The organism is Pseudomonas sp. HC1(2025) (genome assembly GCF_058742075.1).
On the sequence record NZ_CP196017.1, the window covers coordinates 853,756 to 871,013 of the forward strand.

Below are 17,258 nucleotides of genomic sequence, written 5' to 3' on the forward strand. Positions count from 1 at the left end.
TTGAAAGGAGAAAACTATGGCTGACGAACAGACGCTGGATACGCAAAACCCAGACGCCAACCAGGCCTCGCAGGCAGCGGGTGAAGACCTGGTGGCTCGTGTGCAGGTGCTCGAAGAGCAGCTGGCAGGCGCTCAGGATCAGGCTTTGCGTGTTGCTGCCGATCTGCAGAACGTCCGCCGCCGCGCCGAGCAGGATGTAGAGAAAGCCCACAAGTTCGCGCTGGAAAAGTTTGCCGGTGATCTGTTGCCGATCATCGACAGCCTGGAGCGCGGCCTGGAGCTGTCCAGCCCGGACGACGAAAACATCCGAGCCATGCGCGAAGGGATCGAACTGACCCTGAAAATGTTCCAGGACACCCTGAAGCGTTATCAGTTGGAAGCCATCGATCCACAAGGCGGCGAGCCGTTCAACGCGGAGCATCACCAGGCCATGGCCATGCAGGAAAATGCTGACCTTGAGCCCAATAGCGTGTTGAAGGTGTTCCAGAAGGGCTACCAGCTCAACGGTCGCCTGTTGCGTCCGGCGATGGTGGTGGTGAGCAAGGCTCCCGCACCGGTTTCGCCATCGATTGACGAGCAGGCTTGAAATCGTTCGTAACGACCCCATTTATAAGTCAAGCGTTTAAGTGCTACCGCAGTTAGCCACCACTGCTGCGGCAACCAAATCCAAAGTTTCGGGAGAGTGAATCATGGGCAAAATTATCGGTATCGACCTGGGGACTACCAACTCCTGCGTCTCCGTGCTGGAAAACGGCGTATCCAAGGTTATTGAGAACGCAGAAGGCGCGCGTACCACTCCGTCTATCGTGGCTTATGCCAACGACGGCGAGATCCTGGTAGGCCAGTCCGCCAAGCGTCAGGCTGTGACCAATCCGCATAACACCCTGTACGCGGTGAAGCGTTTGATCGGTCGTAAGTTCGACGAAGAAGTCGTACAGAAAGACATCAAGATGGTGCCGTACAAAATCGCCAAGGCCGACAACGGTGACGCCTGGGTTGAAGTGAACGGCCAGAAAATGTCGCCACCGCAAATCTCGGCTGAAATCTTGAAAAAGATGAAAAAGACTGCCGAAGACTACCTGGGTGAAGCAGTGACTGAGGCGGTGATCACCGTTCCGGCCTATTTCAACGACAGCCAGCGCCAGGCGACCAAAGACGCCGGCCGCATCGCGGGCCTGGACGTAAAACGTATCATCAACGAACCTACCGCGGCCGCTCTGGCCTACGGCATGGACAAGGCCAAGGGCGACCACACTGTGATCGTTTATGACCTGGGTGGCGGTACTTTCGACGTTTCCGTGATCGAAATCGCTGAAGTTGATGGCGAGCACCAGTTCGAAGTGTTGGCGACCAACGGTGACACGTTCCTCGGCGGTGAAGACTTTGACATTCGTCTGATCGACTACCTCGTTGACGAATTCAAGAAAGAAAGCGGTATGAACCTCAAGGGTGACCCGCTGGCGATGCAGCGTCTGAAAGAAGCCGCTGAAAAAGCCAAGATCGAACTGTCTTCGAGCAATTCGACCGATGTGAACCTGCCGTACATTACTGCAGACGCCACCGGTCCTAAGCACCTGAACGTGAAGATTTCGCGCGCCAAGCTCGAATCGCTGGTTGAAGACCTGGTTCAACGCACCATCGAGCCTTGCCGCATCGCCCTGAAAGATTCGGGTATCGATGTAGGCTCGATCAACGACGTGATCCTGGTCGGTGGTCAGACCCGTATGCCGCTGGTGCAGCAGAAGGTCACCGAGTTCTTCGGTAAAGAAGCGCGTAAAGACGTCAACCCGGACGAAGCAGTTGCCATGGGTGCTGCCATCCAAGGTGCGGTACTGGCCGGTGACGTGAAGGACGTGCTGCTGCTGGACGTCAGCCCGCTGACCCTGGGTATCGAAACCATGGGCGGCGTGATGACCGCGCTGATCGAGAAAAACACCACGATTCCTACCAAGAAATCGCAAGTGTTCTCGACTGCCGATGACAACCAGGGCGCAGTGACCATTCACGTGCTGCAAGGTGAGCGTAAGCAGGCCGCGCAGAACAAGTCCCTGGGCAAGTTCGACCTGGCCGAGATTCCACCAGCTCCACGTGGCGTGCCACAGATTGAAGTGACCTTCGACATCGACGCCAACGGCATTCTGCACGTAGGCGCCAAGGACAAGGCTACTGGCAAGACTCAGTCGATCGTGATCAAGGCCAACTCTGGCCTGTCCGAGGAAGAAATTCAGCAGATGATCAACGATGCTGAAAAGAACGCCGAGGAAGATCGCAAGTTCGAAGAGCTGGCCGCTGCCCGTAACCAGGGTGATGCGCTGGTTCACTCGACTCGCAAAATGATCGCTGATGCTGGCGAAAAAGTGACTGCTGAAGAGAAGACCGCAATCGAAGCCGCCGTGGTTGCCTTGGAAGCCGCTGTTAAAGGCGACGACAAGGCCACCATCGACGCCAAGGTTGAGGAACTGTCGAAAGTCTCCGCGCCGGTCGCTCAGAAGATGTACGCCGAGCAGGACCCGCAAGGTGACGCTGCGGCGCAACAGGCAGAGCCTGAAGCCAAGCACGACGACATTGTCGATGCTGACTTCGAAGAAGTTGACGACCAGAAGAAGTAACTTGGTCGCCCGGTTGACCGCTATCAAGCGGTGACTGGTAGGATGTCGCCGCGCGGGAGCTTGCTCCCGCGTTGGCGTGTCTGGGGTACGGGAATTTTTACAGCATGCGACAAGGTTCGGATGCTGGCGGTGTGATCGGGAATGCTCCTGCTTTGCGATCAACAGTCACCGCGTTTTTAGCTGGGTCTCGGCTGAGAGCAGTAAAGACCAGGATCGTTGAATTTGACGTGAGTTGGGTCCGGGCCTGTATTGGGGCTCAACGAGTTTGGCAGGCTCAGGAGGGTTTTGCCGAACGTCCTTAAGAGTGCAAAGACTTATGGCAAAGCGTGACTATTACGAAGTGTTGGGTGTGGAGCGCGGCTCCAGCGAGGCGGACCTGAAGAAGGCCTATCGTCGCCTGGCGATGAAGCATCACCCGGACCGTAATCCGGATAGCAAAGAATCCGAAGAAATGTTCAAAGAGGCCAATGAGGCCTACGAATGCCTGTGTGATCCGAACAAGCGTGCCGCCTACGACCAGTACGGCCATGCCGGTGTCGATCCAAGCATGGGTGGCGGCGGTGCCGGTTTTGGCGGGCAGAACTTCTCCGACATCTTCGGAGATGTTTTCAGCGACTTCTTTGGTGGCGGTCGCGGCGGTCAGCGCGGCGGTGCCCAGCGCGGCAGCGACTTGCGCTACACCCTGGAGCTGAACCTGGAAGAAGCCGTGCGCGGCACCAGCGTCAACATCCGTGTACCGACGCTGGTCAACTGCAAGCCGTGCGATGGTTCGGGCGCCAAGAAGGGCTCTTCGCCGATCACTTGCCCAACCTGTGGTGGTATTGGTCAGGTGCGCATGCAGCAGGGCTTCTTCTCTGTGCAGCAAACCTGTCCGCGCTGCCATGGTCAGGGCAAAATCATTTCCGATCCGTGCGATTCCTGCCACGGCGAAGGGCGTGTCGAAGAGTACAAGACCCTGTCGGTGAAAGTGCCTGCGGGTGTTGATACCGGTGACCGCATCCGTTTGTCCGGTGAAGGCGAGGCGGGTACGCAGGGTGGTCCGACGGGCGACCTGTACGTGGTGATCAATGTGCGCGAGCACGCGATCTTCCAGCGTGACGGCAAGCACCTGTTCTGCGAAGTGCCGATCAGCTTTGTCGATGCGGCCCTGGGTGGCGAGCTGGAGATTCCGACCCTCGAAGGTCGGGTCAAGCTGAAGATCCCCGAGGGGACGCAGACCGGCAAGCAGTTCCGGATCCGTGGCAAGGGTGTGGCGCCGGTGCGCGGCGGTGGTGCGGGCGACTTGATGTGCCGTGTGGCCGTCGAAACCCCGGTCAACCTGGATCGTCGCCAGCGTGAGTTGCTCGAAGAGCTGCGCAGCTCGCTGGCCGGTGATGGCTCCCATTCGCCCAAGACTGCTGGCTGGTTCGAAGGCGTGAAGCGCTTCTTCGGCGACCTGTAAGGACGTGGATATGCGACGTATAGCAGTGATGGGCGCCGCCGGGCGCATGGGTAAGAACCTGGTGGAGGCGGTGCAGCAGCGCTCGCCTCTGTCGGGGTTGACTGCGGCAATCGTACGCCCCGGCAGTACGCTGATCGGCGCCGATGCTGGCGAGTTGGCTGCGCTGGGGCGGATCGGTGTGGCGCTGTCCGGCAGCCTGGAGCAAGTGGTTGATGAATTCGATGTGTTGATCGATTTCACCCTGCCCGAAGTGATGCTGAAAAACCTGGCGTTCTGCCGCAAGGCGGGCAAGGCCATGGTCATTGGCACCACCGGCCTGAATGCCGAGCAGAAGCAGTTGCTCGTCGCGGCGGGCAAGGACATTCCTATCGTGTTTGCCGCCAACTTCAGTGTGGGCGTCAACCTGTCGCTGAAGTTGCTCGACATGGCTGCACGGGTGCTGGGTGATGATGCGGATATCGAGATCATTGAGGCCCATCACCGGCACAAGGTCGATGCGCCATCGGGGACCGCCATGCGCATGGGTGAAGTGATTGCCGATGCGTTGGGGCGCGATCTGTCGAAAGTCGCGGTGTATGGTCGCGAGGGGCATACCGGTGTTCGCGAGCGCGAGACCATTGGCTTTGCCACTGTGCGCGGCGGTGACGTGGTCGGTGATCACACGGTGCTGTTTGCTGCCGAAGGTGAGCGCCTGGAAATCACCCACAAGGCCTCCAGCCGCATGACTTTCGCCAAGGGCGCAGTGCGTGCGGCATTGTGGCTGGAGGGGCGCGAAGCGGGCCTCTATGACATGCAAGATGTGCTGGATCTGCGTTAATCAGTAGCAAAAACGGGCCCCGGGTATTACTCTAGGGCCCCGTTTTTACCCGCTAAGCGACGTCCTGTCGCATTCTCCTGCCTTTTCGGCTCATTAGCGGTGGACCAAAAAAGCCTTTTTCTGTAAGCTACAGCTTTAGTGTGTCCACTAAAAGCGCGCAGAATAATTCAGTGAAGAAGCGGGGTGACGTGTCCATACGTCACTCCGCTTTTTTACAACCTGCGATCGCCCTTTCAGGCTTTATTTACGGGAGGTCTTCTTGACTAAGCCAGCCATACTCGCCCTTGCTGATGGCAGCATTTTTCGCGGCGAAGCCATTGGAGCCGACGGTCAGACCGTTGGAGAGGTGGTGTTCAACACCGCCATGACCGGCTATCAGGAAATCCTTACCGATCCTTCCTACGCCCAACAGATCGTTACCCTGACCTATCCGCACATCGGCAACACCGGTACCACACCGGAAGACGTCGAGTCTGATCGTGTCTGGTCGGCCGGTCTGGTGATTCGTGATCTGCCACTGGTTGCGAGCAACTGGCGTAACACGATGTCTCTGTCCGATTACCTGAAAGCCAACAACGTGGTGGCAATCGCTGGTATCGACACGCGCCGACTCACGCGCATCCTGCGTGAAAAAGGTTCGCAAAACGGCTGCATCATGGCCGGTGACAATATTTCCGAAGAAGCTGCGATTGCTGCAGCGCAGGGCTTCCCTGGCCTGAAAGGCATGGACCTGGCGAAAGTTGTCAGCACCAAAGAGAAGTACGAGTGGCGCTCCACTGTCTGGGACTTGAAGACCGACAGCCACGCGACTATCGAAGCCAGCGAGCTGCCGTACCACGTCGTGGCCTACGACTACGGCATCAAGTACAACATCCTGCGCATGCTGGTCGAGCGCGGTTGCCGCGTAACCGTGGTGCCGGCGCAAACCCCGGCCGCCGACGTACTGGCCCTGCAACCGGATGGCGTGTTCCTGTCCAACGGCCCGGGTGACCCGGAGCCATGCGACTACGCCATCAAGGCCATCAAGCAAGTGCTGGACACCGAGATCCCGGTATTCGGTATCTGCCTCGGTCACCAACTGCTGGCCCTGGCCTCCGGCGCCAAGACCCTGAAAATGGGCCATGGCCATCACGGTGCCAACCACCCGGTACAAGACCTGGATACGGGCGTGGTGATGATCACCAGCCAGAACCACGGTTTTGCGGTGGATGAAGCCACCTTGCCGGCCAATGTGCGTGCCATTCACAAGTCGCTGTTCGACGGTTCCCTGCAGGGTATCGAGCGCACCGACAAGAGCGCGTTCAGCTTCCAGGGCCACCCTGAAGCGAGCCCGGGCCCGAACGACGTAGCGCCGCTGTTCGACCGTTTCATCAATGAGATGGCCAAGCGACGCTGACTGAGTGGCTTGCGGGCGGCCCCGAATTTCGGTGGCCCCCGCAGGCTCTTCAAAGATTGTTCAAGACGGCTTGCCGACTGACCTGCGGATTTGAGTGACAAACCCATGCCAAAACGTACAGACATAAAAAGCATCCTGATTCTCGGCGCTGGCCCGATCGTTATCGGCCAGGCCTGTGAATTCGACTACTCCGGCGCCCAGGCCTGCAAGGCCCTGCGCGAAGAGGGTTACCGCGTCATCCTGGTGAACTCCAACCCGGCCACCATCATGACCGACCCGGACATGGCCGACGCCACCTACATCGAACCGATCAAATGGCAGACCGTTGCCAAGATCATCGAGAAAGAGCGTCCGGACGCACTGCTGCCGACCATGGGTGGCCAGACTGCACTGAACTGTGCCCTGGACCTGGAGCGCGAAGGCGTCCTGGAAAAGTTCGGCGTAGAAATGATCGGCGCCAATGCCGACACCATCGACAAGGCTGAAGACCGTTCGCGTTTCGACAAGGCCATGAAGTCTATCGGTCTTGATTGCCCGCGCTCGGGTATCGCCCACAGTATGGAAGAGGCCAACGCGGTTCTCGAAAAGCTCGGCTTTCCGTGCATTATCCGTCCGTCCTTCACCATGGGCGGCACCGGCGGCGGTATCGCTTACAACCGTGAAGAGTTCGAAGAAATCTGCGCCCGCGGCCTGGATCTGTCGCCGACCAAAGAGCTGTTGATCGACGAATCCCTGATCGGCTGGAAAGAGTACGAGATGGAAGTTGTCCGCGATAAAAAGGACAACTGCATCATCGTCTGCTCGATCGAAAACTTCGACCCGATGGGCGTGCACACCGGTGACTCGATCACCGTTGCACCTGCGCAAACCCTGACGGACAAGGAATACCAGATCATGCGTAACGCCTCGTTGGCGGTACTGCGTGAGATCGGCGTTGAAACCGGCGGTTCCAACGTTCAGTTCGGTATCTGCCCGGACACGGGCCGCATGGTCGTGATCGAGATGAACCCGCGTGTATCGCGTTCTTCGGCGCTGGCATCAAAAGCTACCGGCTTCCCGATTGCACGCATCGCTGCCAAGCTGGCGATCGGTTACACCTTGGACGAGCTGCAAAACGAAATCACTGGCGGTGCTACGCCGGCGTCCTTCGAGCCGTCGATCGACTACGTCGTCACTAAGCTGCCGCGCTTCGCTTTCGAGAAGTTCCCGAAAGCTGACGCCCGCCTGACCACTCAGATGAAGTCGGTCGGTGAAGTCATGGCCATTGGCCGGACATTCCAGGAGTCCCTTCAGAAAGCCCTGCGTGGCCTGGAAGTGGGCGTTTGCGGTCTGGACGAGAAGCTCGACCTGAGCAACCCGGAAAGCATGAGCATCCTCAAGCGCGAGCTGACCGTCCCGGGCGCCGAGCGTATCTGGTACGTGGCTGACGCCTTCCGCGCGGGCATGACCGTCGAAGACATCTTCGGTATGAACATGATTGACCCTTGGTTCCTGGTGCAGATCGAAGATCTGATCAAGGAAGAAGAGAAGGTCAAGACCCTGGGTCTTTCCTCTATCGACCGCGACCTGATGTTCCGCCTCAAGCGCAAAGGCTTCTCCGACCAGCGTCTGGCCAAGCTGCTGGGTGTGACCGAGAAAAACCTGCGCACCCACCGCCACAAGCTGGATATCTTCCCGGTCTACAAGCGTGTTGACACCTGCGCCGCAGAGTTCGCCACCGACACCGCGTACCTGTACTCCACTTACGAGGAAGAGTGCGAAGCCGCGCCGTCGGGTCGCGACAAGATCATCATTCTGGGTGGCGGTCCAAACCGTATCGGCCAGGGCATCGAGTTCGACTACTGCTGCGTACACGCCGCCCTCGCCCTGCGCGAAGACGGGTACGAGACCATCATGGTCAACTGCAACCCGGAAACTGTTTCCACTGACTACGACACTTCTGACCGCCTGTACTTCGAGCCGGTAACGCTGGAAGACGTGCTGGAAATCTGTCGCGTCGAGAAACCAAAAGGCGTGATCGTGCAGTACGGCGGGCAAACCCCGCTGAAACTGGCGCGGGCCCTGGAAGCGGCCGGCGTGCCGATCATCGGTACCAGCCCAGACGCCATCGACCGTGCCGAAGACCGTGAGCGCTTCCAGCAAATGGTCGAGCGCCTGAACCTGCGTCAGCCGCCAAACGCTACTGTGCGCAGCGAAGATGAAGCCATCCGCGCCGCCAGCAAGATCGGCTACCCGCTGGTGGTGCGTCCGTCCTACGTGCTGGGCGGCCGGGCGATGGAAATCGTCTACGAAGAAGACGAACTCAAGCGCTACCTGCGTGATGCGGTGAAAGTGTCCAATGACAGCCCGGTGCTGCTGGACCACTTCCTCAACTGCGCCATCGAGATGGACGTGGATGCGGTCTGCGACGGTACCGACGTAGTGATCGGCGCGATCATGCAGCACATCGAGCAGGCGGGCGTTCACTCCGGTGACTCCGCCTGCTCCCTGCCGCCGTACTCGCTGCCGCTGCACATTCAGGACGAAATGCGCGAACAGGTCAAGAAAATGGCCTTGGAGCTGGGTGTGGTCGGCCTGATGAACGTACAGTTGGCGCTGCAGGGCGAAGACATCTATGTCATCGAAGTCAATCCACGTGCCTCGCGTACCGTGCCGTTTGTTTCCAAGTGCATCGGCGTATCCCTGGCAATGATTGCCGCCCGTGTGATGGCCGGTAAGACCTTGAAGGAAATCGGCTTCACCAAGGAAATCATTCCGAACTTCTACAGCGTGAAAGAGGCGGTATTCCCATTCGCCAAATTCCCTGGCGTGGACCCGATCCTGGGTCCAGAGATGAAGTCCACCGGTGAAGTGATGGGCGTGGGCGATACCTTCGGCGAAGCATTCGCCAAGGCCCAGATGGGCGCCAGCGAAGTGCTGCCGACCGGCGGTACTGCGTTTATCAGCGTGCGTGATGATGACAAACCACTGGTTGCAGGCGTGGCCCGTGATCTGATCAACTTGGGCTTCGAAGTCGTGGCCACTGCCGGGACCGCCAAGCTGATTGAAGCCGCTGGCCTGAAAGTGCGTCGCGTGAACAAGGTAACGGAAGGCCGTCCGCACGTGGTCGACATGATCAAGAATGACGAAGTCACCCTGATCATCAACACCACCGAAGGTCGCCAGTCGATCGCGGATTCCTACTCCATTCGTCGTAATGCCTTGCAGCACAAGATCTACTGCACTACCACCATTGCTGCTGGCGAAGCCATCTGTGAAGCGCTCAAGTTCGGTCCGGAAAAGACCGTGCGTCGCTTGCAGGATCTACACGCAGGATTGAAGGCATGATCAAATACCCTATGACTGTCCAGGGCGCCAAGGCCCTGGAAGAGGAGCACGCCCACCTGACCAAGGTCGTACGTCCAAAGCTGAGCCAGGACATCGGTACGGCCCGTGAGTTGGGTGACTTGAAGGAAAACGCCGAATACCACGCTGCTCGTGAGCAGCAAGGTATGGTCGAGGCGCGGATCCGTGATATCGAAGGGCGCATGCAGAATGCGGTCATCATCGATGTCACGACCATTCCGAAGACCGGCAAGGTGATTTTTGGCACGACTGTGGAAATCGCCAACGTCGAGACGGATGAAAGCGTGACTTACCATATCGTGGGTGAGGACGAGGCTGACTTCAAACTCGGCAAGATTTCCGTCGGTTCGCCGCTGGCCCGTGCCTTGATCGCCAAGGAAGAGGGTGACGTGGTCGCCGTCAAGACGCCTGGTGGCGTGATCGAGTACGAGATTGTCGAAGTTCGTCACATCTGAAGGACGGCGCCCGCTTCCAGCGGGCGCCATGCTTTGGCAGCTGGCCCAGATGCTCTGGGTTGGCGGCCTGTGGCTGTTACACCTGGGTGTATTGCCGGTACTGGGCATGATTGGCCTGGCGCCGTTGCTGATCGATGAGATCGGCGGATTATTGAGTGCGCTGCTGGTGGGATTTGCGGCGGCGTGCGTGACTCTCCAGGCATTGGTGCTGGTCAAGGCTGAGGGCTTGGGGAGTTTGTGGCGGGATATGCGCGGGCAACTGCTGTTGATGGCGCTGTATGCGTGCGCAATGTATTGCGTGGTGCGCATATTGCTGCCGGAAGCGTTGCGCTGGCAGCTGTTCAGCTATCTTGTGCTAGGGTTTTCTGGCTTGGTGCTGGTGGTACAGCCGGTGCCGGGATGGAGTGGCAGGGCGCGCGAAGCACGCCCGTGACCCTTGTATCATTTGAAGCGGTGAACGTTCGACAATTGCTTGTTGGCGCTGAAATTCTTGCGATACAGCAGCGCCATCTTGCCGATGACCTGAACCAGGTCCGCCTTGCCCACCTTGCACAGTTCTGCAATGGCGGCCAGGCGCGCTTCGCGATCGAGGATATTGACCTTGATCTTGATCAGCTCGTGATCGCCTAATGCGCGTTCAAGTTCGGCTAACACACCTTCAGTCAAACCGTTGTCAGCCACGATCAAAACTGGTTTCAGATGGTGGCCAATGGATTTGTACTGTTTCTTCTGCTCTTGAGTGAGCGGCATAATCTGACCCCTGCGTCTGATCTTGTAAAAAGCGGCGGCCAGTTTACCCGAGCGAGTCCGGGACCGCCCAGTTAATCACGACCCGTTTTATTTTCGAGGTGGCCCGTGGCCCGTTCCAAAACTAGCCTTAACTGGCTTAAAGAGCATTTCAACGATCCTTACGTCAAAAAGGCGCAAAAGGATGGCTACCGTTCCCGGGCCAGCTACAAGCTGCTGGAGATCCAGGAAAAGGACCGGTTGATCCGTCCAGGCATGAGCGTAATCGATCTTGGCGCAGCCCCAGGTGGCTGGTCCCAGGTGACCAGTCGTCTGATTGGTGGGCAAGGCCGGTTGATCGCTTCCGATATCCTGGAGATGGACAGCATCCCTGATGTGACCTTCGTCCATGGCGACTTTACCCGTGATGACGTGTTGGCACAGATCCTCGAGGCTGTCGGAAATTCGCAGGTAGACCTTGTGATTTCGGATATGGCCCCCAATATGAGTGGATTACCAGCCGTGGATATGCCACGTGCCATGTTCCTGTGCGAATTGGCACTGGATCTGGCAGGAAGGGTTCTGCGTCCGGGTGGTGATTTTCTGGTCAAGGTCTTCCTTGGGGAAGGTTTTGACGAGTACCACAAGAACATGCGCAAGCTGTTCGACAAGGTGCAGACCCGCAAGCCTGACTCGTCGAGGGACAGGTCTCGCGAGCAGTATTTGCTGGGCCGCGGTTACCGCGGTGTCGAAGGCGCTGCCAGTGATGAGCGTCTTTAAAGGTTTTAAGGGAGTCGATAGGTTTTTTTATATCGCTTTCGTCACGAAGCTTTACGAATATTGTGTAGTCAAAGTTTCACAAAGGGTTACAGACGGCGCCTGCCAGAGTTGTAGGTAATGTAGTAAGTTAGGCCGGTGAATATCATGCGAAGCGCGCGCCAGTAGCGGAGCTTGCTTCAGAGGGTAGTTAATTGAACGATATGGCAAAGAATCTGATCCTGTGGTTGATCATCGCGGCTGTCCTGGTGACGGTGATGAACAACTTCTCCAGCCCTAACGAGCCGCAGACCCTCAACTATTCCGACTTCATCCAGCAAGTTAAGGATGGCAAGGTCGAGCGCGTAGCGGTTGATGGCTACGTGATCACCGGCAAGCGCAACGATGGCGACAGCTTCAAGACCATCCGTCCGGCGATCCAGGACAATGGCCTGATCGGTGACCTGGTGGACAACAAGGTGGTCGTCGAGGGCAAGCAGCCTGAGCAGCAGAGCATCTGGACCCAGTTGCTGGTAGCCAGCTTCCCGATCCTGGTGATTATTGCCGTGTTCATGTTCTTCATGCGCCAGATGCAAGGTGGTGCAGGGGGCAAGGGCGGGCCGATGAGCTTCGGCAAGAGCAAGGCGCGCCTGCTTTCCGAAGACCAGGTAAAAACCACCCTGGCTGACGTTGCCGGTTGCGACGAAGCCAAGGAAGAAGTCGGCGAGTTGGTCGAGTTCCTGCGCGACCCAGGCAAGTTTCAGCGCTTGGGTGGCCGTATTCCTCGCGGCGTACTGATGGTTGGTCCTCCGGGTACCGGTAAAACCCTGCTCGCCAAGGCGATTGCAGGTGAAGCCAAGGTGCCGTTCTTCACCATTTCCGGTTCCGACTTCGTCGAGATGTTCGTCGGTGTAGGCGCCAGCCGTGTGCGTGACATGTTCGAGCAGGCCAAGAAGCACGCGCCATGCATTATCTTCATCGATGAAATCGACGCTGTCGGTCGCCATCGTGGTGCGGGCATGGGCGGTGGTCATGATGAGCGTGAGCAGACCCTCAACCAGTTGCTGGTGGAGATGGACGGCTTTGAAATGAACGACGGCATCATCGTGATTGCCGCCACCAACCGTCCTGACGTACTTGACCCGGCGCTGCTGCGTCCGGGCCGTTTCGACCGCCAGGTGGTGGTTGGCTTGCCGGATATCCGTGGCCGCGAGCAGATTCTCAAGGTCCATATGCGCAAAGTGCCAATGGGCGATGACGTGGCGCCGGGCGTGATTGCCCGTGGTACTCCTGGTTTCTCCGGTGCCGACCTGGCCAACCTGGTGAACGAGGCCTCGCTGTTCGCTGCCCGTACCGGCAAGCGCATCGTCGAGATGAAAGAGTTCGAGCTGGCCAAGGACAAGATCATGATGGGCGCTGAGCGCAAATCCATGGTCATGTCCGAGAAAGAGAAACAGAACACCGCTTATCACGAAGCCGGTCACGCCATTGTAGGTCGCGTTGTGCCTGAGCATGACCCGGTCTACAAGGTGTCGATCATTCCTCGTGGTCGGGCGTTGGGTGTCACCATGTTCCTGCCGGAAGAGGATCGTTACAGCCTCTCCAAGCGTGCCCTGATCAGCCAGATCTGCTCGCTGTACGGCGGCCGTATCGCTGAAGAGATGACCTTGGGCTTTGACGGTGTAACCACCGGCGCGTCCAACGACATCATGCGTGCCAGCCAGATTGCGCGGAACATGGTCACCAAGTGGGGTCTTTCGGAAAAACTTGGCCCGCTGATGTATGCCGAGGAAGAAGGCGAAGTATTCTTGGGTCGTGGGGGCGGCGGTCAAAGTGCCAGCTTCTCCGGCGAGACTGCCAAGCTGATCGACTCTGAAGTGCGCAGCATCATTGACCAGTGCTACGGCACGGCCAAGCAGATCCTTACCGATAACCGTGACAAGCTCGACGCCATGGCTGATGCCCTGATGAAGTACGAGACTATTGATGCCGAGCAGATCGACGACATCATGGCTGGCCGTACTCCTCGCGAGCCTCGTGATTGGGAAGGTGGTTCGGGTACTTCTGGAACACCGCCAGTGGTACAGAATGAGCGCCCGGAAAACCCAATCGGCGGCCCGGCTGCCGACCTTTAAGGCTTGAAATGACTTCTGTGTTGTCCTCCACCCGGTTGCCTTGCGGCAACCGGGTTCTTGATTTGGCCCGTACCCACGTTATGGGCATTCTCAACGTAACCCCTGATTCCTTTTCCGACGGTGGTCGCTTCAGCCAGCTGGACGCGGCTTTGCGTCATGCAGAGGCAATGGTGGCTGCGGGTGCGACCATTATCGATGTCGGTGGTGAATCGACCCGGCCTGGAGCACGTGCTGTTTCCCCGCTGGAGGAGATGGAGCGTGTTGCGCCGATTGTCGAGCGAATCCATCGTGAGCTGGATGTCATCATCTCGGTAGATACCTCGACGCCCGCCGTCATGCGTGAGACCGCGCGACTCGGCGCGGGGCTGATCAACGATGTGCGCTCATTGCAGCGCGATGGTGCGCTGGATGCTGCTGCTGCCACCGGGTTGCCTGTGTGCCTGATGCATATGCTTGGCGAGCCCGGGACGATGCAGGACGCCCCGCACTACGACAACCTGGTTGAAGAAGTGACGGAATTTCTGGTGAGTCGCATTGCCCAATGCGCCGTTGCAGGAATTGCACCTGAGCGGATCATTCTCGACCCGGGGTTTGGTTTTGCCAAAACCCTGCAGCACAACTTGAGCCTGTTCAAACATGTGGAGTCGCTGCATGCCCTTGGTCGCCCCCTGTTGGTTGGGGTGTCACGCAAGAGCATGATAGGCATGGCCTTGAATCGTCCCGTGGGCGAGCGCCTGTATGGCGGCCTGGCCCTCGCGGCGCTGGCCGTGGCCAAGGGGGCGCGCATTCTGCGGGTGCATGATGTGGCCGAGACAGTTGACGTAGTGCGGATGATCGAAGCGGTAGAATCAGCCGAATAAGAATGATGGAGCACTTATGACAAAGAAATATTTTGGCACCGACGGTATTCGTGGTCGGGTCGGCGAATTCCCGATCACTCCGGATTTCATGCTCAAGCTGGGCTGGGCGGCCGGGATGGCCTTTCGCAGCATGGGCGCATGCCGCATCCTGGTCGGCAAGGACACGCGGATCTCCGGTTACATGTTCGAGTCTGCGCTGGAGGCGGGCCTGTCCGCTGCCGGGGCTGATGTGATGTTGCTGGGGCCGATGCCTACGCCGGCGATCGCTTATCTGACGCGTACCTTTCACGCTGAAGCCGGGATTGTGATCAGTGCTTCGCACAATCCCCATGACGACAATGGCATCAAGTTTTTCTCGGGCCAGGGCACCAAGCTGCCGGACGAGATCGAACACATGATTGAAGAACTGCTGGATGCGCCGATGACCGTCGTCGAGTCGAGCAAGCTGGGCAAGGTATCGCGGATCAACGACGCGTCGGGTCGTTATATCGAATTTTGCAAAAGCAGCGTGCCTACCAGCACCAATTTTGCCGGACTCAAGGTGGTCATCGACTGTGCCCACGGTGCCACCTACAAGGTCGCTCCCAGCGTATTCAAGGAATTGGGCGCCGAGGTCACCGTGCTGTCGGCTCAGCCTAACGGCCTGAACATCAACGACAACTGCGGTTCGACCCACATGGGGCAATTGCAGGCAGCGGTATTGGCCGAGCATGCGGATCTGGGTATCGCCTTTGATGGTGACGGTGATCGCGTGCTGATGGTCGATCATACCGGTGCCATCGTCGACGGTGACGACCTGCTGTTCATCATTGCCCGCGACCTGCATGAGCGTAACAAGCTCCAAGGCGGCGTCGTCGGTACCTTGATGAGTAACCTGGGGCTGGAGCTGGCCCTGGCCGACCTGGGGATCCCGTTCGTGCGCGCCAATGTTGGCGACCGCTACGTGATTGCCGAGCTGCTGGAGCGCAACTGGGTGGTGGGTGGCGAGAATTCGGGCCATGTCGTGTGCTTCCAGCACACCACCACCGGTGATGCGATTATCGCGGCGCTGCAGGTACTATTGGCCCTGCGTCGCCGCGAAGAAAGCCTGGCTCAGGCGCGCCAGGCGCTACGCAAGTGCCCTCAAGTATTGCTCAATGTGCGTTTCTCGGGTGGTGAAAACCCTATCGAGCACCCGGCGATCAAGGAAGCCTGTGAGCGCGTTACCGTCGCCATGGCGGGGCGTGGCCGGGTCTTGTTGCGCAAGTCGGGGACCGAGCCTTTGGTGCGTGTGATGGTTGAAGGCGATGACGAAACACAGGTTCGTGGCTACGCCGAAGAGCTGGCAAAACTGGTAACTGAAGTTTGCGCCTGAATTCGGCTTGCCAGTGATGATGTGGTTGGGTAACATCTGCGCCCACTTTGACCGACGAGGTACAGCATGCGTCGCACTATGGTAGCTGGTAACTGGAAGATGCACGGTACCCGCGCCAGTGTCGCTGAGCTGGTCAATGGCCTTCGTCACCTGGCTTTGCCAAGCGGTGTCGATATTGCGGTATTCCCGCCTTGCTTGCATATCAACCAAGTGGTTGATGGCTTGAAAGGCAAGTCGATCCAGGTCGGCGCGCAGAATTCCGCAGTAGAAGCCATGCAGGGTGCGTTGACCGGTGAGATTGCACCGAGTCAGTTGGTTGATGCGGGTTGTTCCTATGTGCTTGTTGGGCACTCCGAGCGCCGTCAGATGATGGGCGAGCGGGATGGGACGCTCAACCGCAAGTTCGCAGCGGCACAGGCTTGTGGCTTGATTCCAGTGTTGTGCATAGGGGAAACCCTGGAGCAGCGTGAATCGGGCAAGACTCTTGAAGTTGTCTCGCGTCAGCTGGGCAGCATCATCGAGGAGCTGGGTGTTGGTGCATTTGCAAAGGCAGTGATTGCTTACGAGCCGGTCTGGGCCATTGGCACCGGGCTGACTGCTACACCGCAACAGGCGCAGGATGTGCATGCAGCCATCCGCGCGCAGTTGGCGGCAGAGAATTCTGAGGTCGCACAAGGTGTGCGGCTTCTATACGGCGGCAGCGTGAAGGCGGCCAATGCGGTCGAACTGTTCGGCATGCCGGATATCGATGGGGGGCTCATTGGTGGAGCTTCCCTGAATGCAGATGAGTTCGGTGCGATTTGTCGCGCCGCGGGAAACTGAGAAAATGCTGGAAACAGTCGTAGTCGTTTTTCATCTGTTGGGTGCGCTGGGCGTTGTTGCCCTGGTATTGCTGCAACAGGGTAAAGGTGCGGACGCTGGTGCGTCTTTCGGGGCAGGTGCTTCAAATACTGTGTTCGGAAGCCAAGGTTCCTCTACCTTTCTTAGTAAGTTTACTGCTATACTTGCCGCCGGTTTCTTCATAACCAGCCTGGGGTTAGGTTACTTTGCTAAAGAGAAAGCTCATGTGCTGACTCAAGCAGGTTTGCCAGATCCAGCAGTGTTGGAAGTACCAAAAGCAAAACCGGCTTCTGATGATGTCCCGGTGCTTCAAGAGCAAAAGTCGGCTACTCCAGCGACTGACGTGCCTCCAGCTCAAGAGCAGAAGTAAGAAGGTTGTAAACGCTGTATTGCCGAGGTGGTGGAATTGGTAGACACGCAACCTTGAGGTGGTTGTGCCCATAGGGTGTAGGGGTTCGAGTCCCCTTCTCGGTACCAATTATCAGGAGAGCCCGCTGTTGCGGGCTTTCTTGTAGGTGGAAGGT

General features: G+C 58.3%; 15 protein-coding genes and 1 tRNA gene. 15 read left to right on the forward strand and 1 reads right to left on the reverse strand.

Translation table 11 applies throughout. The annotated features are described in order from the left end of the window. Positions 1 to 16: 16 nt before the first annotated feature. From grpE to ACSSVH_RS03655, 8 genes are all read left to right on the forward strand, one after another. Positions 17 to 586 (forward strand): nucleotide exchange factor GrpE, encoded by a 570-nt coding sequence (gene grpE / locus ACSSVH_RS03620; RefSeq protein WP_169955089.1) that lies wholly within the window; start codon positions 17 to 19, stop codon positions 584 to 586. Positions 587 to 689: 103 nt separating this feature from the next. Next, positions 690 to 2,609, forward strand: coding sequence for a molecular chaperone DnaK (dnaK, locus tag ACSSVH_RS03625; RefSeq protein ID WP_169955088.1), 1,920 nt, complete (start codon positions 690 to 692; stop codon positions 2,607 to 2,609). Positions 2,610 to 2,925: 316 nt separating this feature from the next. Continuing rightward, on the forward strand, positions 2,926 to 4,050 hold the full coding sequence (gene dnaJ, locus ACSSVH_RS03630) for a molecular chaperone DnaJ (RefSeq protein WP_492634097.1): 1,125 nt from the start codon (positions 2,926 to 2,928) through the stop codon (positions 4,048 to 4,050). Between the two features lie 10 nt (positions 4,051 to 4,060). After that, positions 4,061 to 4,867, forward strand: coding sequence for a 4-hydroxy-tetrahydrodipicolinate reductase (gene dapB, locus ACSSVH_RS03635; RefSeq protein ID WP_492634098.1), 807 nt, complete (start codon positions 4,061 to 4,063; stop codon positions 4,865 to 4,867). A 259-nt stretch (positions 4,868 to 5,126) separates the two neighbouring features. Further along, positions 5,127 to 6,263: a glutamine-hydrolyzing carbamoyl-phosphate synthase small subunit gene (gene carA, locus ACSSVH_RS03640; protein ID WP_169955085.1), complete on the forward strand. Its 1,137-nt coding sequence runs from the start codon at positions 5,127 to 5,129 to the stop codon at positions 6,261 to 6,263. Between the two features lie 105 nt (positions 6,264 to 6,368). Beyond that, the gene (gene carB, locus ACSSVH_RS03645) at positions 6,369 to 9,590 is read left to right on the forward strand and encodes a carbamoyl-phosphate synthase large subunit (protein WP_169955084.1); all 3,222 of its coding nucleotides are present in this window, start codon (positions 6,369 to 6,371) and stop codon (positions 9,588 to 9,590) included. Beyond that, positions 9,587 to 10,063, forward strand: coding sequence for a transcription elongation factor GreA (greA, locus tag ACSSVH_RS03650; RefSeq protein WP_032862903.1), 477 nt, complete (start codon positions 9,587 to 9,589; stop codon positions 10,061 to 10,063). Before carB ends, greA begins: the two co-directional genes overlap by 4 nt. 28 nt (positions 10,064 to 10,091) lie before the next feature. After that, a complete protein-coding gene (locus tag ACSSVH_RS03655) occupies positions 10,092 to 10,496 on the forward strand; it encodes an MFS transporter (RefSeq protein ID WP_432755024.1) in 405 nt (134 codons plus the stop codon). Positions 10,497 to 10,504: 8 nt separating this feature from the next. Here ACSSVH_RS03655 and ACSSVH_RS03660 read toward each other — a convergent pair whose 3' ends face one another. Beyond that, on the reverse strand, positions 10,505 to 10,813 hold the full coding sequence (locus ACSSVH_RS03660) for a YhbY family RNA-binding protein (RefSeq protein ID WP_029298992.1): 309 nt from the start codon (positions 10,811 to 10,813) through the stop codon (positions 10,505 to 10,507). Between the two features lie 105 nt (positions 10,814 to 10,918). On the opposite strand from ACSSVH_RS03660, the gene rlmE reads away from it, so the two are divergent. The 7 genes from rlmE (at position 10,919) to ACSSVH_RS03695 (ending at position 17,211) form a co-directional block, all read left to right on the forward strand. Then, complete coding sequence (rlmE, locus tag ACSSVH_RS03665) at positions 10,919 to 11,569, forward strand: 23S rRNA (uridine(2552)-2'-O)-methyltransferase RlmE (protein ID WP_038445965.1); 651 nt, start codon at positions 10,919 to 10,921, stop codon at positions 11,567 to 11,569. Between the two features lie 200 nt (positions 11,570 to 11,769). After that, the gene (ftsH, locus tag ACSSVH_RS03670) at positions 11,770 to 13,680 is read left to right on the forward strand and encodes an ATP-dependent zinc metalloprotease FtsH (protein ID WP_029298988.1); all 1,911 of its coding nucleotides are present in this window, start codon (positions 11,770 to 11,772) and stop codon (positions 13,678 to 13,680) included. An 8-nt stretch (positions 13,681 to 13,688) separates the two neighbouring features. Beyond that, the gene (folP, locus tag ACSSVH_RS03675) at positions 13,689 to 14,540 is read left to right on the forward strand and encodes a dihydropteroate synthase (protein WP_170043569.1); all 852 of its coding nucleotides are present in this window, start codon (positions 13,689 to 13,691) and stop codon (positions 14,538 to 14,540) included. A gap of 16 nt (positions 14,541 to 14,556) precedes the next feature. Then, the gene (glmM, locus tag ACSSVH_RS03680; protein ID WP_029298983.1) at positions 14,557 to 15,894 is read left to right on the forward strand and encodes a phosphoglucosamine mutase; all 1,338 of its coding nucleotides are present in this window, start codon (positions 14,557 to 14,559) and stop codon (positions 15,892 to 15,894) included. A 66-nt stretch (positions 15,895 to 15,960) separates the two neighbouring features. Next, positions 15,961 to 16,716: a triose-phosphate isomerase gene (gene tpiA, locus ACSSVH_RS03685; RefSeq protein ID WP_070994377.1), complete on the forward strand. Its 756-nt coding sequence runs from the start codon at positions 15,961 to 15,963 to the stop codon at positions 16,714 to 16,716. A 4-nt stretch (positions 16,717 to 16,720) separates the two neighbouring features. Next, positions 16,721 to 17,104, forward strand: coding sequence for a preprotein translocase subunit SecG (gene secG / locus ACSSVH_RS03690; protein ID WP_029298979.1), 384 nt, complete (start codon positions 16,721 to 16,723; stop codon positions 17,102 to 17,104). A 21-nt stretch (positions 17,105 to 17,125) separates the two neighbouring features. Next, positions 17,126 to 17,211 (forward strand) — tRNA-Leu (locus tag ACSSVH_RS03695). The last annotated feature ends 47 nt before the right edge of the window (positions 17,212 to 17,258 follow it).